This window comes from Nereida ignava, assembly GCF_047114695.1.
GTDB lineage: Bacteria > Pseudomonadota > Alphaproteobacteria > Rhodobacterales > Rhodobacteraceae > Nereida > Nereida ignava.
The window spans coordinates 1,061,617-1,085,830 of sequence record NZ_CP112885.1 but is presented as its reverse complement, the minus strand read 5'-3'; the positions used below and the strand labels follow the sequence as shown (position 1 = coordinate 1,085,830).

The following is a 24,214-nucleotide window of genomic DNA, read 5'->3' as shown; positions in this document are numbered from 1 at the left end:
TGCCCACAAGCAACGTTGCCCTAGATGTCAGTCACCGCTGAACACTGTTGTCGTACACGGGCATGAGCAGTGTGCTGTTTGTAAGTCCAACATCTTTGAGTGCTGCTCAGGGGATACTTATGACACTGACTACAATCTCAGTGTTGGGTATAAGAGAGAATGAGCGAGAACACATAGTTGCTGCTTATGGTAAAATGTATACAATCTCCAAAATGGCTAAGATTAGTTAGCTCGAATTAACGTTCTTGATGGGAGCAGCGAAGCGATATGACGTGTAGGGTAGTAATCGTCCTAACTCTACTTTGTTGTTTAGCAGCTTGCACAAAAAGTACTTATAAACTCGACCCTGAAAGTAGTCAGAGCTTGTCCTTCTCATATGGCTATTGCGAAGCAGTTTCTAATTACACCGCACAGCAAAACAATGGGGCAGCTCTTGAGTTCACAGCACTCAACGGACATGAAAGGGCATATTCGACTGGGGCTTTCGCAGCACGACAAGATATTCGACTAGAGAAATACAAAAGTTTAAGCGCTATAAACTCTATCTGTAAAAACTTACACATGACGTCGTACTAAATAAGCTCTGTCAGTTCAGTGCCTTAGCTACAAGCCTTCTTAGTAGCGTTGTACGCAGCAGTAAAACCTATCAAGGAAAACACGTCCTTAGAAACAGTGCCACGTGAAGATCGGCTAGTAACTGAGAAATCAGCACCAGCCTTGAACTTTGATATGAGAGTTTTCTCATCTTCGATAGATGGATAGGCCCAGCCTCTACCTTCACTATTCTGTGCGATCATCAAATAGTCATCACCTTTGATAGATAAATTGAACGCTTTATCTTCGTCGAATGTGTATTCACCGCCAGTAAAAGATAGCTCTCCATCTTTAGACGCCCCATCACTGCGAAACACTACGTAAAATAGGGTCTCTTTACCTCTGTCGACATCAGTGACCACCTTACCATTACGCTCATGCACTGTCTTTCCTCTGACAGGTATAGCTGTCATCCAACACTCAGCTGGGTCCTTCGCCTTAATCGCTACCCAATCGTCAAACTCGCCAATCGGCTCTAGGTATGTTTCTGCTAAAGCTGTTGAAGCGCATATCGTCATAGCAACGCTAATAGAAAGTAACTTCTTCATCATTTGCATCCATACCGCTCCTATTTAACTCTTTACCCAAGTGGTATCTGACCAATCAAAATGTTGTCAACTAACCTCCCTTTAGATAGGTGAGAATATGCTTAATTGGTTTCCATTTGTATGTGATGTTACGAAACAGACCTCAAATCACTAGGTTGCCAAACAAAAGATGACTAACAAGATTTCACTAGATTTCCAGAACAAACATGGCAAGCTCGTTGAAGCTGCCAAAGAAGCCTGTGTCGAAATAGCGGCTCTTGCAACACACGAGAGTGTAGTACCTGACTTGGTTGATGACTATGCTCGGCAGCTTGAAGCTACCCACTGCGATCATTCGCTGACCAACGAAGAGCGCAGAGAGTTAAGCCATTTCATTATGTCTCCTAGAGTCATTAGTCTAATGGATGTCGATCAGCTTGATAGAAGACTGCTAGACGGAAAGCATAAGCAAGCATACTTTTTGTGGGGTCATATCAAGTCACGATGCGTCGTCGGTGACGAGCTTGTGATTAGCCAGTCAAATTACGTGAAGTGGTGCGGAGGTGACGGGAGGGCGCAGATGAAAGCTCTGAATACCTTAATTGGGTTCAGCGCAATTACAGTCGTACAAGAGGGCAAGAACGGCCCAGACGTTTGGCAACCAGCGGTCTATAGAAGAGAACTGTGAACTGCTCTTGAAGTAAGCAACCACACCTATGCCAATCTCGTTCAAGCCAATCTACCAGCCATACAACGATGCAGCACGGGTGGTTGTGGCGGACTTGGCTGAGGTGCTGGGGTTAAGCCTGTGTGGTAAACGCTTATCCCAACTAAATGGCGTCTCTGATTGAGGGGAGTGAAATCGCCTCAATGCTATTTATTCGATCTTGCAGTACGGATAGCGACGCCTTTTTGATGTAGGTTTTCGCTGTTTCAGTTCTCCCCACAGTCTCTGAACTGTGGCCCACCACATGAGCTACCTCTAGCTCACTATAGCCAGCCTCAAACAATCTAGTACTCATGCCGTGACGAAAACTGTGATGACTGAGCGTTCCCGCATCTTCGGATATGTCATGCTTTTTTAGTAAGTAGGTGTCGCTGAACCTATTAAACGCCTTGTTGAACTCAGATTTCGTAGGCGACACCCAGTTAAATCCAGAACCTATGTTCGGTAAGCTCTCGCCTTCTTTAAGCCATTCCAGCAGGTGATTGTGAAGCGGTACATTCCGTTTTGAGCTAGCTGTTTTCCCATCTTTAATCTCGAAACAAAGAAGGCCATCCACATCTTTTAGGTGGCACTCATATAACTCGCTGCTCCGCATTCCCGTGTAGTAGCTCACCCCAACGTTGATTAGGGTGTCCTTACGCTTTTTTGCTGCGGCTTCTCGGGCCAGTACTTCTGCGTGTTGTGGGGAGTAGCTGGCTTTAGCCTTAGCTGGTTTGAAGCCCTTAAGGGTTGCGTTGGCAAAGGGACTAACACTATCCGTCGCAAGCCGTCCTTCCTCCATTGCTATTGCATAGATTTGTTTAAGCTTACCAATCTCAGCGGAGAACGTGTTTTTAGGAACATTGGCATCACGGGCATATCTTACATACTGCTTTACGTGATTAGGGGTGACTTTGTTGAGAGGCACGTCGTCCTGCTCAAGCCACGCTAAGAACTTCTTCGTTGCTGTGTTAATCTTGGCTGTGTCTTTCTTGGCTCTGTGATCAGCCTCATATTCAGAAATGAGAAGTGCGGCAGCAGATAACAAGGTAGCTTCGTAGGGGTGCGGGTCTGGGAAGAGTTTCTGATCTTCTTTGTTTTCAGCCCTATCATAGGCTTTCATCCTTGCGTTGTGTCGAGCTTGGACCGCAGCTTTAGATCGTTGATCTGGTCGATTATCGCCAAACTCCATGCTCTCCACGAAGACTTCTTCTTCAATATCTCTTGGCAATGATGGCGCATCGGGGTGCGCTGGGTCCATCGTGGGTATGAGTTGGCTGTCACCGAGTAATGACAGTTGCTCTATAGCTTGGAAGTATTCGCCTTCTTCGGTGAGTGTGGTGATTTCTTTGGCTGGTAATGGCTCTAAAGAATTACTTGCCTCACTCCATACTAGCCCCATTTCAGGCAGCCGCTTATGAAGAAGCCCCAGCGCCGTATACAAATCGGGTGTGCGTAGGCTCTCCTTGACGTTCTTTCGGTTTGGATACTGTGCAATGTATCGCCGAAACCAAGGCAAACGCTTCATCCAAGGCTTAATATGGAACTGCAGATAGTACTGCTTTCCACCATTCTTGCTAAGGCAAGCTTGCTCAAGAGAACTACTCATTATACAAACGTACCCAGTTTGTACCCAGTTCCGCAAGGCTTAAACGCCAAGTATTGTTGATATTATTGCGCTATATAATCAATGGCAGAAACTCCCTTCGTCTCCGCCATACCTCATATCATTTTGGCGTATAACTTTGGTGCTGCTGGTTCGGTGGTCCGGCGGATTAGCCGTAGAGCCATACTACCTACGTTCGTATTTCTCCCAGAACGACGATCTGCTTGAATGATCGGTTCGCAAAGTCGCGACATAGCTTTCGTGCGTTGGTAAATCACCATAGTCCGAGATGTCGTTGCTGAGCATTTCGCAATCGCGCAAATGGTTAGCGATATGACCGTAACGTGATGTGCGGCCTTCAATGAGTGCGAAATCGATCATTGCGCGTAACAATACTGTGGCCGCTAACGGGTACTTTTGATGCAAGGTGTCTGCTGCGCTGTTCAAAAATTCATAGTCGTCGCCATCGAATTCATCCGCCCGCGCGATGACTAACTGCGCTGCTGTGTGCAGATCGGGCCAGGTTAGGCAGAAGTGCAACGCGTGTGGGGCGTCGGGGTAAGCTAACACAACCTGTCTCGCGCGGTCTTCGGCCTCTACATCGTCAAAATCCGGCAGCGCCTTCATGAAGTTGCGCAGATGGTCACCGCTGAGCCGCGTCTCAAAACACGCCCATCGGTGTGTCTGCGCATCTGTCTTTCGGTCCAGTTTCAACAACGCTGCGATATAGGCGCTGTCCCAAGCATCTTGAGCAGACGGGTCAAATTCGGTGTTGGCATTTGTCAGGATTTCCAGCGCTTCTTCCGGCTGACTGTCGGTAAGTTTGAGGGTCGCAACTTCGGCTGCAACGGATTTCCGCCGCAGGTCTGCCGCTGTGAACTGTGCAATATACCCTTCTGTGTCACCGCTAAGTTCTGCAATTTCTTGGAGGGATTTCTGAACAAGCGCCTCGCGTTGTGACGTGCGGTAGTCACTGCCGCCTCTTAGGTCACGCAAAAAGGCAAATGCCTCGTGATCAGGCGCGGTTTGTTCATTGGAGGTTTCTGCAAATTGCACGATCCGTTCTTTGAGGGCGGCAAGACCGTCTGTGCCCAATGTCTCGGCGAGCAGGCCAATGATATCGTCCCACTCGCCGTAGATATTATCAGAAACTGCTGCCCAAACACGGTCGGCAAGCGCTATGCTGTCGATCTGTGTGCGGGGGCCAATGTCTTCGAAATGTTGAAGAGCTTCGTGAAATGCGGTGGCAATATCACCACGGCGGTCGTCTGCCCGCGCATAAATCGAGGGCGCGAGTTCGATGAACTGCCACAAAAGATCGAACGCCGTGTCCGGGTCATCCGGCGAGATTTTGTCAACGATCATTGCGACTTGAGTATTAAGGTCCGCCACAAGGGACTTGCGCTTGCGCCAACTCACGCGCGCTTTGGATTTACGAATTGCGGCAAGGCGCTTGCGAACGTCATGGGCTAACTCAGACGCGCCAAGGTTATGGCTTAACTCCATGCGCAGTCGCCGTTTGATATCCGCACTTCCCGTGCTGATTTCCATTAAAAGCTCGGCAAGGCGATCAGCGCCGAGTGCTGTCAAATTAGCTGCGTTAAGAGTTTTCTTGGACATGGCGGGCGGTGAACTTTCGACGGCTTTGGGGGAGTGGCGGCTATGATTTTACGATCCGAGAAGCACAAGCGCCCATCCCGCAAGCCCCAGTTGGACCAGCTGAATGATAACCGATAATCCGTGCAGCCATTTGAAAGTAGCCTCATCATCACGGTCTGTTGCCGCGTTGATCTGGGGCATCAGTATTTGGCGCGCATAGACTGTACTTAGGCAAATAATGGCGAGCAAAGCCGCAGCGATACCAGAACTCATAAATGCTGCGGCAGCGCACAGAGCGGACAGCACAATGATCACCAAATAATAGTATGGAAATGTCCCACGCAAAAGTGGGCGCACTTGTCCAATCGGAAGCTGTTTAAAGAGCACCGGTGCGAAGCCAAAACTGAAAAACGTCATGCCGCCGAATAAAACAGCACTTAGCAACAGAGTTACGATATCCACTTGAAGCCTCTCTTTCTGAACAACTGTTGAATGTTGATCTAACGTTCAACGCCGGTCCGTCACTTTGAATTACGAATATTCGCTAAATTATCTTCGTTTAGGGTAAGCCGCAGGCCAAGCGTGCCGCTTTGTTCTAATACCGGAAATTTACGCAGGTAGATCTCGGCGCTTTTGATGTCAGGGTAGAATGCACAAATCGCTGCAATCTCGGTGATCAGCCACTCCTGCGTCGCACGGTGGCCGGTACCCGCCACGTCATGGATTGCTGCGACCATCGGATCATAGTCAAATACATGGGCCATATCATCCTTCGGGATCAGAACTTGGCTTGCGTCAATGGATAACACCAGATCAAGCAAATGATGGTCTGGCACAACATCCTCAGGGCCGTATGTTCCAATCTGTGTAGGCAAAATCATATCGCGTAATTCAATTGTGCTGGTCGCCGGCATATCTGGTTTGAACCTCGCAAAAGCATTTCGGTAACATGCAGGTAGCAGGATCGGAGGACGGGGCAACGTCCGGCCACTGGGCAATGCGAGTACGGGTATTATCTTTGGCTGTGGCCGGCTTGAAAGGAAGGTTGAAAATGTCAGAAAATCTGCGCCTTCCTGAGCGGCTGTATCTGGATTTTGACAGCTTTTTTGCTTCGGCTGAACAGCATTTTAACCCCGCACTACGCGGCAAGCCCATAGGTGTTGTTGCGTTGGATTCCGCTCATACGGGCTGCATCGCCGTCAGTCGCGAAGCCAAGGCGATGGGCGTGAAAAACAACATGCCAGCACGCGATGCACGGGCTGTGGTGCCTGATATGATATTCGTTGTGGCGCGCCATGATGTTTATGTGCGGTTGCACAACCGCATTCTTGAGGCGATCGAAACTGTTGTGCCGATCCAAGACGTCAGATCAATTGATGAGGTTGTCTGCGCTTTGTTGCCAAGTGAAGCGCGGCAGTGTTTGGCGCTGGCGGCAAGAATTAAGGCAGCCTTGGCGCAGGAATTCAGCCCTGTTTTGACCTGTTCAATTGGGATGGCCCCGACAGAGCTTTTGGCAAAAATCGCAGCGGAACGGGATAAACCAAATGGCACGCTTTTGTTGGATTTGGATATGCTGCCTGATACGCTGGCCGATCTCAAGTTGACCAAGTTGTCGGGTGTCGGTGACGGTATGATTGCCCGACTGGCCGCGGCGGGGGTTACAGATTTTGTGGGGCTTTGGCACCTTGCGCCGAAACAAGCGCGCGCAATTTGGGGCAACGTTGAAGGTGAGCGGTTTTTACAAGAACTGCACGGCACACACGCCCCGCGCGCCCAGACACGCAAGCGCATGTTTGGACACAGCCGTGTGCTGCCGCGTGAATGGCGCAGCCCTGACAAAGTAGAAGATTGCGCACGACAACTGCTGGCAGGTGCGGCGCGGCGGTTGCGGCGCACAGATCTGCGCGCGTCAAGGCTGACCCTTTCCATGCGAAGTCAACGCTTACGCTCAACCCGTGCAAAAAGCGCTCAGGCGCAACGTTGGAATTGGGAAGGGCAGTTTGCCCCATCGCGTGACGATAACAGCTTTCGCAAAACCCTTGCCCAAGGTTTGGCTGAGGCACGCCGGACGATGCCATTCAGCCCCCACGCTGTCTCAGTCATGCTGCACGGGCTGGACGCGGAAGCGGATTTAACAGGTGACCTGTTTGATACGCTTTCCAACGATGCGGATGATCGCACACGGTGGGAAACGATTAGTGAAACGATGGATCAAATGCGGTCACGATTTGGCGGAAAAGCATTGTCACTCGGGGTGCAGGAGACTGTTCCGGGCGGATACGTCGGCGGTAAAATCGCATTCGGGCGGATACCAGAGGCGGGGGATTTTGAGGCACCCATAGGTGACGATGGTGACACGCATTTCTGTAGTTTTTGAGGGCTGAAAACAGGCGCGCTTTTTGTGCCTCAGAAACTTAACTCAACTTGCCGCGCCAAACTAAGGACTGTTTGTTCAACGCATTCAGATCAGCCGTTCCGTCAATGATATCGCTGCATAGACTTACGGCTTGCATCGCTTGTGCCCGGGTTAAGTGTTTGTAGGCTGGGCGCGCCAAATGGTCGTACCAGACGCCACCACATACGGCATCCAGCACAATACGCTGAAAACAGTGATCGTTTCTGACGGGCCAATGGCGGTGGGTTGTCCGCGCTAACTCTGGCATCGTTTCCTTTGTCAGCACGGCATAGTGTGCCACAAGGTCAGCGGTTTTTGGTTCAATCTGTGTCATGCTATGCCTTTCAATTATTTGGTAAGCTAGAGCGACGTGATCTTTGGCAACATCCGACTTTGGTTTGATCTTCTCTCGACGCAGGCGGAATTGCCGCTAACTGAATGTCCCATGAAGCGGCCTGATAAGCGTCTATTACGACAGTGGCGTGGGGCGTTTTTTGCAGCATTTTACGTTCAACGGCGCGGGGTCAGAAACATGAAAACAAAAGATCTGATCGCTGAGTTGGCCGCGCGTTTTGAGCAGCCAGACTTTACGCCAACGCGGCAGGCAGGATTGGCGCGGCTGGCGGCCTTTAGCGACCGTGCGGGTGATGTCTACGATCGATGCCGTAACTATGATTTGGGTCCGGAATGCCGTGCAAATGTCTCGGCGCTGTCACCTTGGATAAGACACCGCTTGATCACGGAGACCGAGGTTTTAGAGGCGGCACTTCGCGTGCATGATTTCAAAAAAGCTGAACGGTTTGTGCATGAAGTTTTTTGGCGAACCTATTTCAAAGGATGGCTTGAACAGCATCCGACGGTCTGGCCGGCGTACCAAGCGGGGTTACGCAGGCAGATCAAAAGCCTCGAAAAAGATCGGCGTTTGGCCGCGCAGTACAGCGAGGCGATAGCAGGTGAGACGGGGATTGATTGCTTTGACGCATGGGCCGAAGAACTGGTTACGACCGGCTATCTGCATAACCACGCGCGCATGTGGTTCGCGTCAATCTGGATTTTCACTTTGCGCCTGCCTTGGGAGTTGGGCGCAGATTTCTTTCTGCGGCATTTGATAGACGGCGATCCCGCATCGAACACTTTGGCTTGGCGTTGGGTTGCGGGCATTCAAACCAAGGGGCGGCCCTACATCGCGCGTGTTTCAAATATTTCCAAATTTACCAACAGACGGTTTTGTCCGACCCACCAGATCACCACGAACGTCACGCCGATTAAAGATGCGAGTGATCATTTGCGCAAACGGCTTCCGGATGCGGTGCCGCCAAAAGATATCCGGAATGAGTTTCTGCTGGTGGTCACAGAAGATGATATGCAGATTGCAGACGTGCTGCCTCATGCGCCTGTGGCAACGATAGGGGCGCTCGCAACGACAGGCAGATCACCCTTGCCTGTAGCAGAGTTAGCGCAACGCTTTGCGTCAGGCGCGATGCAGGACGCCTGTGGTGGCGCTGTGATCATCAATCAGGACGCATGGGCAAACGAAATCATTAAGGCTTGTGAGCGGCACCAAACAAAAACGGTGGTTACAGGATATGCGCCCATCGGGCCGACCGCGACCGCGCTTACAGAAGCACATCCTGATCTGACAGCAGCGGGTATTAACCTTATTCAAGTGCGCCGCCCGTTTGATACAATCGCTTGGCCTCACGCAACCAAGGGATTTTTTGCGATGAAAAAAGCGGTACCGTCCGTTTTGGAAAAACTTGGTACTACTCACTGATCAAGTACACATCTGTTATTGCGGGGTTTTTTCGTCAGCGTCGCTAGAGTGGCCATTCAAGAATTTCTTTGACCGTATCGCTGTTCGTGCTCTAGTCGAGTGGTAGCATTTCGGGAGGAGCCATGTGCGCTGTGTTGGGAAGATGTCTGGGCCACCCGCACGGTAAGGCTCAGGAGTGGTGGCCACCCCCCTGTTAGGTGAGCGTCTATTTTCAGTTTTCTGACATCACATTCTCATCGGAGATACCTATGACACCGAACCTTACATCTGGGGCCGAGAGCCTTGAGATATCTTGGCCTGACGGCACCGTCGGCCAGTTTCCGTATATTTGGCTGCGTGACAGCGACCCTTCCGGCTTTCACGCCAAAACAGGCGAGCGTGACTTTGACCTTACCAGCGTGCCGCTTGATCTTGCGCCGCATGAGGCTGAAATCACCGCCGATGCCTTGATCCTGACATGGACGTCAGGGGCGGCGCCAAGTCGATTTGACCTTGATTGGGTCAAGGCCCATCGGCCTGGACAGGTACGTTATGACCCCGCGGATATTGCACCTGTTCCTTGGCGCGCCGAGCTTGGCGACCATGGTGTGCCGCGCAAAGATGCCAGCACACTTATGTCGTCAAATGATGCCCTTGCTGAGTGGCTTGAGCAGACAAAAAGATACGGCCTGTCGATTGTGACTGGCTTGGCCGATGATCCAGAGGCAGGCGAAACAGTTGCGCGCCACATCGGGCATCTGCGCGAGACTAATTTTGGCGTGACTTTTGAGGTCATGTCCAAACCTGACCCGATTAACCTTGCCTACACATCTGATGCGCTGCCTTTACACACTGATCTGACAAATCAAGATGCGCCTCCGGGCTATCAGTTCCTGCACTGCATTGCCAACGAGGCCCAAGGCGGTGGGTCCACATTTTGTGATGGCGCCGCGGTTGCTGAGGATTTGCGGACAGCTGATCCTGGGGCATTTGAGATACTGTCGACCGTATCAGTTCCGTTTCGGTTTCATGACAATGAAACGGACATCCGTTCGCGCAAGCGTGTGATAGAACTTGGGGCCAAAGGTGAAGTTCGCGAAGTTTGTTTTAACGCGCATCTTGCGGATATTCTGGACCTTGATCCAAGCACGATGACCGCGTTCTACCGTGCGTACCGCAAGTTTATGCAAATGACCCGTGATCCCGCTTATGGCATCGCTTTTCGCTTGTGTGGCGGCGAAATGGTGGTTTTTGACAACCGTCGCGTTATGCATGGCCGCGAGGCTTTTGATCCGTCGACAGGCTTTCGCCACCTTCGGGGGTGCTATGTTGATCGTGGTGAATGGGACAGCCGTTTGCGTGTTTTGAAGCGGGGGTAGCAACTATCTTGGGGCGGGCCAGCATTCGCGTTGGTACGTCCCATTTTTCGTATTTGTCTGTGGTTTATCTCTGTAGGGCGGTGTGCTTGAGCGTAAAGGCATGCTCGAGGTGATCTCTTGTTTGCGCGAAGACGGTTCGCAGATCCCCTTTGACATTCGCAAGGGGGTTTGGGTGTGTTTTGAGGCGGACACGGAATACCTCAAAAACTGTTTTGAGGAATACAAAGTCGTCACGGACCCATCAGGGCGCTACATGTGCGAAAGCCGCCGTTGGCATTTGATCGGGTTGGAATTGCCCTATTCTGTAGCAAGCATTGGCATCCGCGGTGAACCAAAAGGTGTCGCGACAGAGTTCCGTGGGGACGTGGCAGCAATCGCCAAGCGCAACCTTAAGGCAGGCGAGGTCTTGGACGGCGAAGGCGGTTATACTGTTTCCGGTGGCCTGCGTCCTGCACCTTTATCGGTTCAGCACGGGTACTTGCCATTGGGTCTTGCGCACAATGTGACGTTAACGCGCGATGTTGTGGAAGGGGCTGCCGTCACGTGGGGCGATGTCAAAATTGACCAGACCACAGACGCGTATCGCCTTCGCAAAGACGTTGAGGCCTTGGCAGTATTGCGCGCGCGGCCAAGCGTCATAACCTCGCTGCTTCGGCAGCCAGCAAACGTATTTCAGAGCTTGAACGTTCCATCGGTGCACCGCTTCTTTATCGACAGCGACGCGGTGTTGAACTGACCCCAGCAGGGCAGGAACTGTTAGAGCACGCCCACAATATCCGGCAGTCCCTTGCTGCAATGGAAGTTAGTATGGGGGCCCATGTGGACGGCACCCAAGGAACCATTCGCGTGGCGGCGAACACCTCATCGATCACGCAGTTTTTGCCCGAAGACCTTGCTGCCTTCGTGCGGGAACATCCCGATTTGCGCATTCAGCTGATTGAGCAAACCAGTGCAGATATTTTGGACGCGGTGCGCTCTGGCGAGACTGAACTTGGCATCTATTCAGGGTTCACGGATGCACCGGGGGAGCAATCTGTGCTCTACAGGCGCGATACGCTTGTCATTGCGGCCCCCTCGGATCACCGGATTGCGGAGTTTAAAAAAGTGACATTTGCAGATGTGCTGAGCGAAGATTTTGTGGCGCTGCAGCAGGGTAGCTCCATCCAGCATCATCTTGAGCGGCAGGCCTATGAGCTGAACAGCCAAATCAGAACACGCGTACAAGTGATGAGTTTCGACGGTGTCCGGCGCATGGTTCAGGCACGTCTGGGCATCGCGATTTTGTCTTTGGGCGCGGTTGAGCCCTACCTTGAGGGGACAGACATTGTGATGATCCCTATTGAAGAAGACTGGGCCCGCCGCGAGCTGCGCATCGCCATGCGCGACCGCGACAGCATTACGGTTCAGTCCCGCGCGCTGTTGAAGTTTCTGGCGCCAAGCGTTGAATGGTAGGACGGGGCCCACTTGCCGTCTTGTCTCCGTGACGTTCTATTGATTACTTTGCCGTAGGCGGGGCATTCATACTGCCAAATCTTATTAAAAGGAGGGCGCAATGAAGCTTGTAAGATACGGTGCCGAAGGTGCGGAAAAGCCCGGGATGCTGGACGCAACTGGCCACGTACGCGACCTGTCTGGTTTGATTGATGATGTGGGGGGAAATGCGCTTTTGCCCGACAGCATCGCACGGTTGGCTGGGATCGATCTGGCAAGCCTGCCGCTTGTTATGGGGACGCCACAAGGAAACCTGCGCCTTGGGGCCTGTGTCGGCGGAATTGGAAAGTTCATCTGTATTGGTTTGAACTACGCAGATCATGCTGCCGAAGCTGGCATGGATATCCCTGCCGAGCCTATAATTTTCAGCAAATGGACCTCTGCTGTTTGTGGCCCGAATGATCCAATTCAGGTGCCGCGTGGCAGTACCAAAACTGATTGGGAAGTTGAGCTGGGCGTCGTGATCGGACAGGGTGGCAACTACATTGATGAAGCCAACGCGATGGACCATGTTGCAGGCTTTTGTGTTATCAACGACGTGTCTGAACGCGATTTCCAACTGAACCGGTCGGGCACATGGGACAAGGGAAAGGGTTGTGACACGTTTGGCCCCACGGGTCCTTGGCTTGTGACGCCTGATGAAATCTCAAACGTGAATGATCTGTCGATGTGGCTTGATGTGGATGGGGTGCGGATGCAGTCGGGCTCAACGTCGACGCTGATTTTCAAAGTTCCGCATCTTATTTCGTATTGTAGTCAGTTCATGAGCCTTCAGCCCGGGGACGTCATCTCAACGGGCACGCCACCCGGTGTTGGCATGGGGCAAAATCCACCGCGCTTTTTGCATGGGGGCGAAACTGTTAGCTTGGGGATTGAGGGATTGGGCCAGCAAACAAACGTGGTGCTGCCGTCCGCTTAGTAGAGCGCTGCGCCGGTGTTGTGGTTCCGCGAGGCATTTCTTGTGCAGGTCAAAAAACTCAGGCGCCACAATATCGTGTGGCGCCTGAGTTACTTTATGAATTTACTTGAAGATCGCGCCAAGCTTTGTGGCTGCACCTTCATTGATCCATGACTTCCATGTGTCTTGGTTGGTTGTCAGGAAGTGCACTGTTGCTTCTTCTGCAGATGCTTTGTTGTCTTTCTGCCATGCCAACAGATTGCTCAGCTCTTGTGTGCCGAACGAGATGTTGCTGACCAACTCAAATACATCTGGGTTACGCTCGGCAAAGTCCGATGTGACAACTGTCAAAACAGGCGCTGCAGGGTAGGCCGAGATTTGCGGTGCAGCGCAATCTTGGGTCTGGTTACACGCGTGAATTTCGGCATCGTAGGGTCCCATGTCGACGGCAACCATGTTGTAACGGCCAAGTACCGCAGTTGGTCCCCAATAGTAGCCGAACCATGGCTCTTGGTTCTCATAGGCTGCAGCCATCGTTGCGGCCAGTGTTTCACCGGAACCGTGGTTGAAGACTTCCATGCCTTTGCCGTCAAAATCGAACGCTTTAACAAGGTTGTCATTCGCAATGCGGCACCCCCAGCCGTCTGGGCAGTTGTGGAAGCGACCGCCAACAAGATCAGGGTTAGCAAGAACGCCCTCGATTGTTGCAAGCTCTGGGTGCGCTGCGACAAGGTAGTCAGGCACCCACCAGTTTTCGCTGCCGCCTTCAGCAAATACGTCTGATGCTTTGACCAGCTTGCCTTCGGCTTCGAGGTCAAAATACGCAGGTGCAGAGTTTACCCAAAGCTCTGGCACGATGTCAGGCTCGTTGTTTTCTGCAAGTGATGTGATCGCGGTGGTGGTTGCGGATGGGACAACAGTGACGTCACATCCGTATCCTTGGACCATCAGGAATTCGGTGATGCGCGTGATGATCTGGCCAGAGGCCCAGTTCATTTCAGCAATGGAGACTTCGCCGCAATCGGCCATAGCGGCCGTAGGCAGGCCAAGTCCTACGAATGCTGTCGCAAGCAGTGTTTTTTTCATGTCTTTGTTCCCGTTGTTAAGCGCCAGACTTTTTTGCAAGTATCTGGTCTGTGAATACGGAGAACTATGACACTGTTTTTTACACACGCAAGATTTGGTTTTCACACCGTCAAACTTTATTTGACCAAACACGGTACCACCGCGAGACAAAAATCAGGGCCATGAGCAAGACAAATAGCCCCGTGACATCCCCAATAAGATAGCCCCCAGCCAAGATCAGCCACGCCACATCAAGCTGGCCGCCATAGATAAAAGCGTGCCCCAACCCGTTGCCAATTGACGCAAGTGCGCCAGCAATCAAGATCAGTTGCCAATGAGAGCGCAGCTCACTCTCGCTGTGATGCGTCCATGTGCGGAACACCAGACAAACGGCGAAAAAGCTAGCGGTGATTGAGACAATGGAAGAGAAGATATCCTGCTCACTTCCCAGCATAAACGATTGATATGCCCACGTAATTATGTGGCCAGGCAGAAGGTAGAACAACGCCTTCCACCCGAAAAGATAGATGGACAACAGCCGGACACCATGGGGCAAAAACAAAAGGCTGATGTTCATTGGTAACCAATGAAAATACGCACCTTGGACGGGCATAACGAACAAAAAGGTCACGGCAAACAATGTGACATAGGCAAGGGTAACAACGAACACTGCCTCAATTTCAGCCTTCAGACTGACGCTGCGCATGACATCTCTCCTATCGCGTTTTGGCCCGATAGAGGTTTGGAAGGCGTGATGTCAAATTAAAACTGAACGTACTGACGTAAGTGCCGCAGTTTCGAATACAGTGGTGTGCACGGAAAGTTGGGGGTGGGGCACATGCTGGATAGATGAAAAAAACCGCGCGCCCCAATCCGGAGCGCGCGGTTCTTGATGCTTAAACTAGCCTTATTAGCCGATGATGCTGTTCAGGGTTGCTGAAGCGCGCATCACCGTTGCTGTTTTCGCAGGGTCCGTGTGGAAGTAACCACCAAGGTCCGCAGGGCTTCCTTGGGCCGCTGCGATTTCTGCAACGATCTGTGCTTCGTTCTCACGCAGGGCTTCTGCAATTGGTGCGAAATGTGCCGCAAGATCCGCGTCGGCGTCTTGTGCGGCCAGTGCCTCGGCCCAGTAACGGGCAAACCAGTAGTGGCTGTCACGGTTATCCGGCTCACCTACTTTGCGCGAAGGTGAGCGGTCGTTATCCAAGATGCCTTGGGTGGCTGCATCAACGGCTTGACCCAAAACACGAGCCTTTTCGTTGCCCTTTGCATCCGCAAGGAACTGCAGGCTTTCACCCAATGCGCAGAATTCGCCAAGGCTATCCCAACGCAGGTGGTTTTGCTCCATCAGCTGTTGAACGTGCTTGGGCGCAGAGCCGCCCGCACCAGTTTCAAACAGGCCGCCACCGTTCATCAGTTTCACGATCGACAGCATTTTGGCCGAGGTCGCCAATTCAAGGATCGGGAACAAATCTGTCAGGTAGTCGCGCAGTACGTTGCCGGTGATGGCGATGCTGTTGCGACCTGCGGTGATGGTCTCGAGCGATGCGCGTGTTGCTTCGCGTGGGGCCATGATTTTGAACGTGTCGCTGAGGCCGCGCGCCTCAAGGATTGGCTTCACATAAGCGATCAGCTCAGCGTCGTGTGCGCGGTTTTCGTCAAGCCAGAAAATAGCTTCACAGCCTTCGGCTTTTTGACGGTCGATGGCCAAGTTCACCCAATCTTCGATCGGCGCTTGGCGCGCAGATGCAGAACGCCAAATGTCACCTGCTTCAACTGCGTGGCTGTGCAACACAGTGCCGTCGGCCAGTACCATCTTTACGGTGCCTGCTTCAGGGATTTCAAAAGTGGTCGGGTGTGAGCCGTATTCTTCGGCTTTTTGTGCCATCAGGCCAATGTTTTGCACTGTGCCGGCCGTTGCTGGGTTCAGCTTGCCATTGGCCTTAAAGAACTTGATCGTCTCGTCGTAAACTGGCGCATATGAGTTATCGGGGATCACACAGTTTGCGTCGCTTTCAGCCCCATCAGGACCCCAGCCTTTGCCGCCGGCGCGGATTAAGGCGGGCATGGATGCATCGATGATGACATCAGAAGGCACGTGTAAGTTCGTGATGCCTTTGTCGGAATCGACCATATACATCGGGGGACGGTCAGCCATGCACGCATCAATGTCAGCCATGATCGCTGGCTGGTCTTTGACGCGGGCCAACAAGTCACCCAAGCCAGAGTTTGGGTTCACGCCAAGCTCGGCCATTGCGGACCCGTGCTTTTCAAAGACCGGCGCCAAGAACGCTTTCACTGCGTGACCAAAGATGATCGGGTCAGACACCTTCATCATCGTTGCTTTCATGTGTAGCGAGAACAATGTGCCTTCGGATTTTGTCTTTGCGATTTCATCTGCAAGAAACGCATCAAGCGCGCGCGCACTCATGAAAGTCGCGTCAACTACTGTACCTTTAGGAAAGGACAAGCCGTCTTTCAGAACCGTCTCGCCAGATGCAGTCTCAAGCACAATCTTCACATCCGCATCAGCGCTAAGGGTTGTTGAAACTTCGTTTGAGAAGAAGTCACCACCGCGCATCGCAGAGACGCGCGTTTTGCTGTCTGCGGTCCACTCGCCCATCCGGTGGGGGTTGTTTTGGGCGAATGCTTTAACCGCTTTGGCCGCACGACGATCAGAGTTGCCTTCGCGTAGAACGGGGTTCACCGCAGACCCTTTGATGCCGTCATATTTTGCGCGGACCGCAATTTCTTCTGGCGTGGTTGGTGTCTCTGGATAATCGGGCAGGGCATAGCCTTGGGATTGCAACTCTTTCACCGCCGCGACCAGTTGCGGCACGGATGCCGAGATGTTGGGCAGCTTGATTACGTTGGCATCGGGGGTTTTCACCAAACGGCCAAGTTCAGCCAAATCGTCTGACTGGCGTTGCTCTTCGCTAAGGTGCTCTGGGAATGTTGCCAAAATACGACCTGCGAGGCTGATGTCCTTTGTGCCGACAGATACGCCTGCGGCCTTTGCAAATTTCTGGATGATCGGCAGGAAAGATGCGGACGCAAGTTCGGGCGCTTCGTCCACTTTTGTGTAGATAATGTCTGACATGAGAAACCTCGCGAGTGTGATTTGTCATTTCCTTAGCCGATGAATCTACGCGCGTCGACAGTATGCCGTTGTATACGGTCAAATAATCGGACGTTTTGACAAGTTTTTGTGAAATTAAGCCCTAATCGTGCGCAAGCGCGCGCCGTATGAGCGTCTTAGCCCAGTATCAGATCGCTTGGCGCACTATTTTGCAAAACCATTTTGGCGTTCCTCAAGTCGTTGCCCTGCACTTTGGCGCGGGCCTCATCGGGGGCGATGTCATAATGTGCCCACCGCTCTATCAGCCGCTGTTCAAGTACGTCCATTGGGGCTGAAATCGCCACGCTTAGGGTCCAGAACTGCCGCAATTGGTCCCAAGGTGCCGCGTTCAGCATCAAATAATTGCCCTCTACAATCACAAACTCGGCATGCTTCGGGATCAGTTGAGCCCCAGCAACGGCGATATCGCGGGACCGATCAAAAACTGGCGCGTATACTGCTTCTGTGGCGTTCGCGATCCGCGAAATGAGATGCACAAACCCATCCGCATCGAACGTCTCAGGGGCTCCTTTGCGCGCCAATGTACCCGCTCTTTCAAGCACCGCATTGTCTAAATGGAATCCATCCATCGGCACCAAAGTCGCCGTTTTTTCCATAGTAATCAGCGATGCAACTACAGCCTCCGCAACGGTCGATTTACCCGAAGCAGGAGGGCCTGAGATCGCGATAATCTTTCGATAGCCGATCAGCCCAGTTGCCCGCCTAGTTACGATTTCAGCGAAATAATCTGCGGTTTTGTCCATGGTTTGATTTGCCTAGTTCCTGCATTTCACATCAGCGGTTTAGCGCGTGCAGTAGCCGTTGAGAAGGCAGTCTAAGCTTCTTCAAGCCGGTCGGTCGCTGGCGCTGGTGTGGGCGATAGGGCGGCGATGCGTGCGTAGTCTTCGTCGCTTAGGGAAATCTTAAGGGCGGCCAGTGAAGGGGCCAGTTGTTCGGCGTTTCGGGCGCTGATAATTGGTGCTGTGACGCCGCGGTGACGGGCGGCCCATGCCACGGCCAGACTGGCTGGTGAATGCCCCATTTCTTCTGCAAGGGCCGCAAGATCAGCTGCGGTTTGATACATCCATTCCTGACCGTAGCGGGCGGCATAACGCTCGTCTGTTGAAAGCCTCCCTTGCGCGCCCGTACTGTATTTGCCGGTCAAAAGGCCACCGCCAAGGGGGGAATAGGGCACAATGGCAATCCCCTCGGCCTCTGCCATGGGAAGGATTTCAACCTCGGCTTGGCGTTTCACCAATGAATACATCGGCTGAAACATATCAATTTTGCTGCCCAGTTTCTGTGCGACAGCTTGCGCTTTCATGACTTGCCAAGCGGCAAAGTTGGACACGCCGATGTGGCGGATTTTGCCGTCGGCCTGAAGGGTCGCAAGCGCTTCGAATGTTTCCTCAAGGGGGGTGTTGTCGTCCCAGCGGTGCAGGTAAAGCGCGTCGACCATGTCCATGCCAAGGCGCTGGCGGCTGATGTCGAAGGTGGTGAAAATATTGCTGGCGGTGCTGCCGCCCGTATATCCGGCCTTGGTTGCAATATATAAATCATCGCGCTCGCCGGCGGCAAAGGTCCCCAAAAATTCCTCTGAGACGCCGCCCGTATAAAGGTGCGCCGTGTCGAAAAAATTGATCCCTGCGGTGCGGCACGCATCATACATCGCGCGGCTGTTGGCCTCATCGGCGGTGCCGCCAAATTGCATGCAGCCAAAACAAAGCGGTGAAATGGGCGTGGCATTTTGTGTGCTGAGCATGGGCGTTATCTCCGATCTGGGCCTGTGGTATGGTTTGGTGCTGTGGGACCAAAGGTCAACATATCTTTGTATGTTGGGATTGCGTTTCCGGCGAAGGTCCCGCCGATCAAGCATATATTCTACGATGCGAATTGCGCGCGCTTTACACGCTCGCTAAGCTTTGCAAATGAACAGTTTTGATAGCTCAAACACACGCGATGCACTGCGCCGCCTTTTTGAAGCGGGTGTAGATGCAGTGAAGGGTGAGCCTGCGGTTGCACGTGCTTTTGCGCAGCGTTTTATGCAGGCGCCAGATCACATTCTTGCCGTGGGTAAGGCCGCCTATGCGATGTACATGGGCCTGCCTGAGAATGTGCGCGCCGCCACGCCTGCTTTGATTATTACCAAGGATGGCCACGCCGACGGTGCGCCTGATCTGCCGCATGTTGAGATACGCGAAGCCTCGCATCCGATGCCCTGCGCGCGGTCAATCGCTGCGGGGAAGGCTGCTTTGGCTTTCGTCCAAGACTGCGCCCCTGATAGCCGTTTGTTGATGCTGGTGTCCGGCGGCGCGTCCGCGTTGGTTGAGGCGTTGCCAAGCGGGATGAGTTTGGAAAGCCTGATGGAGCGGACGAAAATTGCGCTCTCAAACGGTAGCACCATCGGCCAAATCAACGCAGAACGCATTGCCCATTCGCGTATCAAAGGCGGTAAACTTTTGGCGGCATTTGCCGGACGGCGGGCGGATGTGCTGGCCATTTCAGATGTGCAAGGTGACGGGATCGATGTGATTGGCTCGGGCATTGGTGCTTATGGTGGCGGCACGCTGCGCTATAGCCGCCATATCGTTGGCTCAAATGCGGTGGCGCGGGATGCCGCTGCAGCACAGGCCACGACTTTAGGGATGCACGTGCACCACAATGCGGAAACGCTTTATGGTGATATTAATGACGTCGCGGGCGATATTTTGGCGACCGTGGATGGCGTTGCTGTCCCCGAGGGGATTTACATTTTTGGTGGCGAACCCACGGTCCAACTGCCCGATAACCCGGGCGAGGGTGGGCGGAACCAAGGCCTTGCGCTTGAACTTGCGCGCCGCATTTCAGGGCGCAGTGACCTGAGTATTCTGGTCGCGGGCACTGATGGTTCGGATGGGGTAAGTGCTGGTGCCGGCGCGATTGTGGATGGTGACAGTTTTGGCGCGGCAGATGGTGCGGATGAGGCGATCCGCTTGGCCAACTCGGGCGCGTTTTTCCGCACCACTGGTGATCAATTGGTCACGGGTCCTACGGGGACAAATGTGATGGACCTGGTTATTGTGCACCGCAAAACTACGGATGCAGGTTAGGGCGCTATATCCATCGCGTCAGTCCATAAAATAGCGGACGGTTGCCTCAAATTCGCGTGGCTTTTCGGCGTGTAACCAATGCCCTGCATCCGGCAGTTTCGCGAATTTTGCGTCTGGAAAAAGCTCTTTGATGGCGGGGCGATGGGCTGGCGTGACATAATCACTATTGGCGCCGCTTAAGAACAATGTGGGTCCGGTGAACGTGCCTTCTATTTGTGGAAACCCGATGATCTTTTCCATTTCGTTCGCAAGCGTATCAAGGTTCAGCAGCCATTTTTGCGCCTTTATATCAACACTTTGCGCAAGAAACGCGGCAACGGCTTTGTCATCGATCGGGATATCAAGCGCCGAGCGGCTATCCACGTTTAAATCAGTGGCCCGTGCGGCGTTCAGCACGTCCATTTGTGTGTGCGTGTATGTCACGGGTGCTATGTCGGCGACCAAAAGGCGGTTCACTAGGGCGGGATGCTGCAAGGCCATGACCATCGCGGCTTTACCGCCCATAGAGTGGCCGACCACGTCGCCCTTGCCGCCAAACGCGGTAATCACTTCGGCCAAATCAGCGGCCATTTCTGGATAGCTGTGTGTTGCTGTGTGCGCACTTGCGCCGTGGTTGCGCTGATCAATCACAACAACGCGGCGGTTGTCTGACAGACGCTTGGCAATGACGTTCCAGTTGCGCGCAGAGCCGAACAAGCCGTGCCCGATGAAAAGCGTTGGAAGGGCGGTTTCGTCGCCGTATACGAGGTGGTGTAACATAGTATTCGGATACCCCATGACCCCCCAAGATATCCAGCACAAAGCAGATGAGGTCGCGTCCTTACTGCGCGAGAAACTGTCTGTGCGTGGCAAAACCCTAAGCGATCAGCTTGCACGCAGTGGCGCGGTGCTTCCGCGCCGTGTCCGCGCAAAAGGGCGTTTTCTGGCCCACGCGGCGACGGTCGCAGAGCATCCGCAACTGGCAAAACAGATCGATCCCGCCGCAGTCGTGCGCGCGCATTCCGAGGTGTGTCTTTATCTAAACGAAATAAACCCACGCGACCGGCGCGTGGGCTTTGTTCTTGGTATCTTGGGGCGCGCAATGTTTGCGCTTTTGATCACCGGTGCTGCCTTTGTGGGGCTGCTGGTGTGGCGCGGCTATGTTTAGGTTGGCTCCGCGCCACGGGCTTTGATCACAGGTTCGGGTAAATTGGGAACTGTGCGCAAAGTGCTTCGACTTTTGCCGCAACTGCTTTTTCGACGTCCCCGTTTCCGTCTGGTCCGTTTGCTGCAAGACCGTTCACGACCTCAACAATCAGATCACCTACTTGGCGGAATTCAACTTCGGTAAAGCCGCGCGTTGTGCCTGCAGGTGTGCCCAAACGCAGGCCAGATGTGACCATCGGCTTTTCTGGGTCAAACGGAATACCGTTTTTGTTGCAAGTGATATGCGCGCGCTCAAGCGCCTCTTCTGTGGTGTTGCCTTTCACGCCTTTGGGACGCAGGTCGACCAGCATCAGGTGCGTGTCAGTGCCACCGGTGACAATGTCCAACCCACCTTTGATGAGTTGATCTGCCAACGCTTGGGCGTTCTTGATCACTTGGGATTGGTAGCTTTGGAACTCGGGGCGCAGGGCCTCGCCAAATGCCACGGCTTTACCGGCGATGACGTGCATCAAAGGGCCGCCTTGGATGCCGGGGAAGATCGCAGAGTTGAACTTCTTGGCTAAAGCTTCGTCGTTGGTCAGGATCATGCCGCCGCGTGGGCCGCGCAATGTTTTGTGTGTGGTCGTTGTGGCCGCGTGCGCATGTGGGAACGGCGAGGGGTACAGACCTGTCGCAACCAGACCTGCAAAGTGCGCCATGTCCACCAACAGATACGCACCGACGCTGTCTGCAATTTCGCGCATGCGGGCAAAATCAATGACCCGTGGAATGGCAGAGCCGCCAGCGATGATCATGTCGGGGTTATGCTCGGTCGCAAGTCGTTGGACCTCATCGTAATCCAGCAGATTGTCTTCTTTGCGCACACCGTACTGAACGGCGTTGAACCACTTGCCTGATTGGTTCGGGCGCGCGCCGTGGGTCAAGTGGCCACCTGCGTCCAGCGACATCCCCAAAATAGTTGCACCCGGTGCAAGCAACGCCTGAAACACACCTTGGTTCGCCTGTGAGCCTGAGTTGGGCTGAACGTTTGCAAATCCGCAGCCGAACAGCTCTTTGGCGCGTTCAATTGCCAAGTCTTCTGCAACGTCCACGTGTTGGCACCCACCGTAGTAGCGGCGGCCCGAATAGCCTTCGGCGTATTTGTTGGTCATCACGCCGCCTTGGGCTTCCATCACCGCTGCAGACACGATGTTTTCAGAGGCGATCAGCTCGATCTCGTTACGCTGGCGGCCAAGTTCGGCCTGCATCGCAGCATAGAGAGCCGGATCGCGTGTCTCGAGGGTTTCTGTGAAAAATCCATCATCACGGTGTGGGGCGTTCATGGCAGCATCCTTTTGAGTTAAGCACCGCGCACGGGCGGTTTGGCGGTAAGTTAACGCATGTTTCCTATCGGAAAAAGGCCCGTTTCCGTCATAATGGTGATGAAAGCGGTGACGAAAGGTCGCCATAGGCGGCTTGCGTTTCACATCGGCACAGGCGATGTCTTTACGCAACGTCCATGAACCTAAAGGAAAACTCCCATGGGGCAGCTTCCCAAAATCGCCTTTGCGGCAAGCGATACGCAGACCGCGCAAAGCGCGTTGGAGGTGTTAAGCGCGCGGTATGGCAATGCGGATCTTGGACAGGCCGAAGTGATTGTGGCCTTGGGCGGCGACGGGTTTATGCTGCAAACTTTGCACGCAACACAGCACCTCGATACGCCTGTTTACGGCATGAACCGCGGCACTGTTGGCTTTTTGATGAATGAATATCACGCGGATGATTTGCCGTTCCGGCTTGCTGCGGCTGAAGAAGAGGTCATCAACCCGCTGTCGATGATTGCAAAAACCGTTGACGGCACAGTCCACGAGGCATTGGCCATCAACGAAGTATCCCTACTGCGCGCAGGTCCGCAGGCGGCCAAACTTCGGATTTATGTGGACGACAAACTGCGCATGAAAGAACTGGTGTGTGACGGGGCGCTGGTCTCGACGCCTGCGGGCTCAACGGCGTACAACTACTCGGCTCACGGTCCGATTTTGCCGATCGGTTCGGATGTTTTGGCCCTCACGGCAATGGCGGCGTTCCGGCCCCGGCGCTGGCGCGGGGCGCTTTTGCCAAAGACGGCCAAGGTCCGCTTTGAGGTGGTCAACCCTGCCAAGCGCCCGGTGATGGCCGATGCAGACAGCCGCAGTGTGAACAATGTGGCCAGCGTGGAAATCCACTCGGACCCTTCGATTGCGCACCGCATTTTGTTTGACCCTGGACACGGGTTGGAAGAACGGCTCATTCAGGAACAATTCGTATGATCCACCCGCTGCGCCGCGCAGCTGTTGTTGTGGGTTGGCTGTTTGCATCTGCGTCTCTGACCGCGTGCAGTTTGCGCGTTGGCCCGCAAGACCGAATTGGCTTTCAAGAGCTGCTGACGCGTACTGCTGCAACCCCGTTTGAGTGCGCAAACTACGACCTTGAGACCGATAGCTGCGAGATGATTTCACGTTATCAAGCACGTAATGACGGCACGGTTCAGGCGCGCTCAACCTTTATTCTTGATGCGGATCTTGGGGCGGTGATGACCGTTGCTGACACCCTTCGGCCTGAGGGCGCGCGGCTGTGCACGGACGGTAAAAGCACCACCGCAAAAGTCATGGGCGATCAATTGACCGCACAGGATAACGCAAATTTAGCTGAGTTGTTTTTGCAAACGGCCCGGGCCTTTGGCCCAAGCTGCATTGCGTTTTTTGAACGGGGTGGGGTGCTGGTTGGCCTGTCTGAAACACCAGACGGACAAATTTTGCGCGGCCAACCTGCGTTCGTCCTTAGCTATTTTGCAGAACCCAAACCGCTGCGTGGTCTATCCGCGCGATAG

The 24,214-nt window shown here is 53.5% G+C and carries 24 protein-coding genes; 11 read left to right on the top strand and 13 right to left on the bottom strand.

The window, feature by feature from the left end; translation table 11 throughout:
* Positions 1–599: 599 nt before the first annotated feature.
* Complete coding sequence (locus OLX08_RS05370) at positions 600–1,151, bottom strand: hypothetical protein (protein ID WP_391482987.1); 552 nt, start codon at positions 1,149–1,151, stop codon at positions 600–602.
* 160 nt (positions 1,152–1,311) lie between these two features.
* Here OLX08_RS05370 and OLX08_RS05365 point away from each other — a divergent pair, with 160 nt between their 5' ends.
* Complete coding sequence (locus tag OLX08_RS05365; protein WP_391482986.1) at positions 1,312–1,809, top strand: hypothetical protein; 498 nt, start codon at positions 1,312–1,314, stop codon at positions 1,807–1,809.
* Between the two features lie 142 nt (positions 1,810–1,951).
* On the opposite strand, the gene OLX08_RS05360 is transcribed toward OLX08_RS05365, so the two are convergent.
* From OLX08_RS05360 to OLX08_RS05345, 4 genes are all read right to left on the bottom strand, one after another.
* Positions 1,952–3,436, bottom strand: a complete 1,485-nt coding sequence (locus tag OLX08_RS05360) for a tyrosine-type recombinase/integrase (protein WP_391482984.1) — start codon at positions 3,434–3,436, stop codon at positions 1,952–1,954.
* A gap of 183 nt (positions 3,437–3,619) precedes the next feature.
* The gene (locus tag OLX08_RS05355) at positions 3,620–5,053 is read right to left on the bottom strand and encodes a DUF6880 family protein (RefSeq protein WP_391482982.1); all 1,434 of its coding nucleotides are present in this window, start codon (positions 5,051–5,053) and stop codon (positions 3,620–3,622) included.
* 48 nt (positions 5,054–5,101) lie between these two features.
* Entirely contained in the window at positions 5,102–5,494 is a 393-nt protein-coding gene (locus OLX08_RS05350; protein WP_391482980.1) for a DUF4149 domain-containing protein, read from the bottom strand.
* A 59-nt stretch (positions 5,495–5,553) separates the two neighbouring features.
* Positions 5,554–5,946 (bottom strand): dihydroneopterin aldolase, encoded by a 393-nt coding sequence (locus OLX08_RS05345; protein WP_391482979.1) that lies wholly within the window; start codon positions 5,944–5,946, stop codon positions 5,554–5,556.
* A 137-nt stretch (positions 5,947–6,083) separates the two neighbouring features.
* Between OLX08_RS05345 and OLX08_RS05340 the strand changes: the two genes are divergently transcribed.
* Positions 6,084–7,409, top strand: a complete 1,326-nt coding sequence (locus tag OLX08_RS05340; protein WP_391482977.1) for a Y-family DNA polymerase — start codon at positions 6,084–6,086, stop codon at positions 7,407–7,409.
* Positions 7,410–7,446: 37 nt separating this feature from the next.
* On the opposite strand, the gene OLX08_RS05335 is transcribed toward OLX08_RS05340, so the two are convergent.
* A complete protein-coding gene (locus OLX08_RS05335; RefSeq protein ID WP_391482975.1) occupies positions 7,447–7,761 on the bottom strand; it encodes a hypothetical protein in 315 nt (104 codons plus the stop codon).
* A 198-nt stretch (positions 7,762–7,959) separates the two neighbouring features.
* On the opposite strand from OLX08_RS05335, the gene OLX08_RS05330 reads away from it, so the two are divergent.
* From OLX08_RS05330 to OLX08_RS05310, 5 genes are all read left to right on the top strand, one after another.
* Positions 7,960–9,201 (top strand): FAD-binding domain-containing protein, encoded by a 1,242-nt coding sequence (locus OLX08_RS05330; protein ID WP_391482973.1) that lies wholly within the window; start codon positions 7,960–7,962, stop codon positions 9,199–9,201.
* 248 nt (positions 9,202–9,449) lie between these two features.
* Positions 9,450–10,559, top strand: a complete 1,110-nt coding sequence (locus OLX08_RS05325; RefSeq protein ID WP_391482972.1) for a TauD/TfdA family dioxygenase — start codon at positions 9,450–9,452, stop codon at positions 10,557–10,559.
* A gap of 82 nt (positions 10,560–10,641) precedes the next feature.
* Positions 10,642–11,295: an SAF domain-containing protein gene (locus OLX08_RS05320; RefSeq protein WP_391482970.1), complete on the top strand. Its 654-nt coding sequence runs from the start codon at positions 10,642–10,644 to the stop codon at positions 11,293–11,295.
* Complete coding sequence (locus OLX08_RS05315) at positions 11,229–12,011, top strand: LysR substrate-binding domain-containing protein (RefSeq protein ID WP_391483172.1); 783 nt, start codon at positions 11,229–11,231, stop codon at positions 12,009–12,011. Before OLX08_RS05320 ends, OLX08_RS05315 begins: the two co-directional genes overlap by 67 nt.
* 100 nt (positions 12,012–12,111) lie before the next feature.
* Positions 12,112–12,969 carry a fumarylacetoacetate hydrolase family protein gene (locus OLX08_RS05310; RefSeq protein ID WP_391482968.1) on the top strand — a complete coding sequence of 286 codons (858 nt, stop codon included), beginning with the start codon at positions 12,112–12,114 and terminating at the stop codon, positions 12,967–12,969.
* A 102-nt stretch (positions 12,970–13,071) separates the two neighbouring features.
* Here OLX08_RS05310 and OLX08_RS05305 read toward each other — a convergent pair whose 3' ends face one another.
* From OLX08_RS05305 to OLX08_RS05285, 5 genes are all read right to left on the bottom strand, one after another.
* Complete coding sequence (locus OLX08_RS05305; protein WP_048599368.1) at positions 13,072–14,034, bottom strand: ABC transporter substrate-binding protein; 963 nt, start codon at positions 14,032–14,034, stop codon at positions 13,072–13,074.
* A gap of 109 nt (positions 14,035–14,143) precedes the next feature.
* Positions 14,144–14,719, bottom strand: coding sequence for a hypothetical protein (locus OLX08_RS05300; RefSeq protein WP_391482964.1), 576 nt, complete (start codon positions 14,717–14,719; stop codon positions 14,144–14,146).
* A gap of 204 nt (positions 14,720–14,923) precedes the next feature.
* Positions 14,924–17,113 (bottom strand): NADP-dependent isocitrate dehydrogenase, encoded by a 2,190-nt coding sequence (locus tag OLX08_RS05295; protein WP_391482962.1) that lies wholly within the window; start codon positions 17,111–17,113, stop codon positions 14,924–14,926.
* A gap of 155 nt (positions 17,114–17,268) precedes the next feature.
* On the bottom strand, positions 17,269–17,895 hold the full coding sequence (locus OLX08_RS05290) for a nucleoside triphosphate hydrolase (protein ID WP_391482960.1): 627 nt from the start codon (positions 17,893–17,895) through the stop codon (positions 17,269–17,271).
* Between the two features lie 71 nt (positions 17,896–17,966).
* The gene (locus OLX08_RS05285; RefSeq protein ID WP_391482959.1) at positions 17,967–18,893 is read right to left on the bottom strand and encodes an aldo/keto reductase; all 927 of its coding nucleotides are present in this window, start codon (positions 18,891–18,893) and stop codon (positions 17,967–17,969) included.
* A 166-nt stretch (positions 18,894–19,059) separates the two neighbouring features.
* On the opposite strand from OLX08_RS05285, the gene OLX08_RS05280 reads away from it, so the two are divergent.
* Positions 19,060–20,220 (top strand): DUF4147 domain-containing protein, encoded by a 1,161-nt coding sequence (locus OLX08_RS05280; protein ID WP_391482957.1) that lies wholly within the window; start codon positions 19,060–19,062, stop codon positions 20,218–20,220.
* Positions 20,221–20,238: 18 nt separating this feature from the next.
* On the opposite strand, the gene OLX08_RS05275 is transcribed toward OLX08_RS05280, so the two are convergent.
* Positions 20,239–20,979 carry an alpha/beta fold hydrolase gene (locus OLX08_RS05275; RefSeq protein ID WP_391482956.1) on the bottom strand — a complete coding sequence of 247 codons (741 nt, stop codon included), beginning with the start codon at positions 20,977–20,979 and terminating at the stop codon, positions 20,239–20,241.
* Positions 20,980–20,995: 16 nt separating this feature from the next.
* Here OLX08_RS05275 and OLX08_RS05270 point away from each other — a divergent pair, with 16 nt between their 5' ends.
* On the top strand, positions 20,996–21,367 hold the full coding sequence (locus OLX08_RS05270; protein WP_391482955.1) for a hypothetical protein: 372 nt from the start codon (positions 20,996–20,998) through the stop codon (positions 21,365–21,367).
* 25 nt (positions 21,368–21,392) lie between these two features.
* On the opposite strand, the gene glyA is transcribed toward OLX08_RS05270, so the two are convergent.
* A complete protein-coding gene (gene glyA / locus OLX08_RS05265; protein WP_341246855.1) occupies positions 21,393–22,688 on the bottom strand; it encodes a serine hydroxymethyltransferase in 1,296 nt (431 codons plus the stop codon).
* Between the two features lie 198 nt (positions 22,689–22,886).
* Here glyA and OLX08_RS05260 point away from each other — a divergent pair, with 198 nt between their 5' ends.
* Both OLX08_RS05260 and OLX08_RS05255 read left to right on the top strand, forming a co-directional pair.
* A complete protein-coding gene (locus tag OLX08_RS05260; RefSeq protein ID WP_341246854.1) occupies positions 22,887–23,654 on the top strand; it encodes an NAD kinase in 768 nt (255 codons plus the stop codon).
* Positions 23,651–24,214 carry a hypothetical protein gene (locus tag OLX08_RS05255; protein ID WP_391482953.1) on the top strand — a complete coding sequence of 188 codons (564 nt, stop codon included), beginning with the start codon at positions 23,651–23,653 and terminating at the stop codon, positions 24,212–24,214. Before OLX08_RS05260 ends, OLX08_RS05255 begins: the two co-directional genes overlap by 4 nt.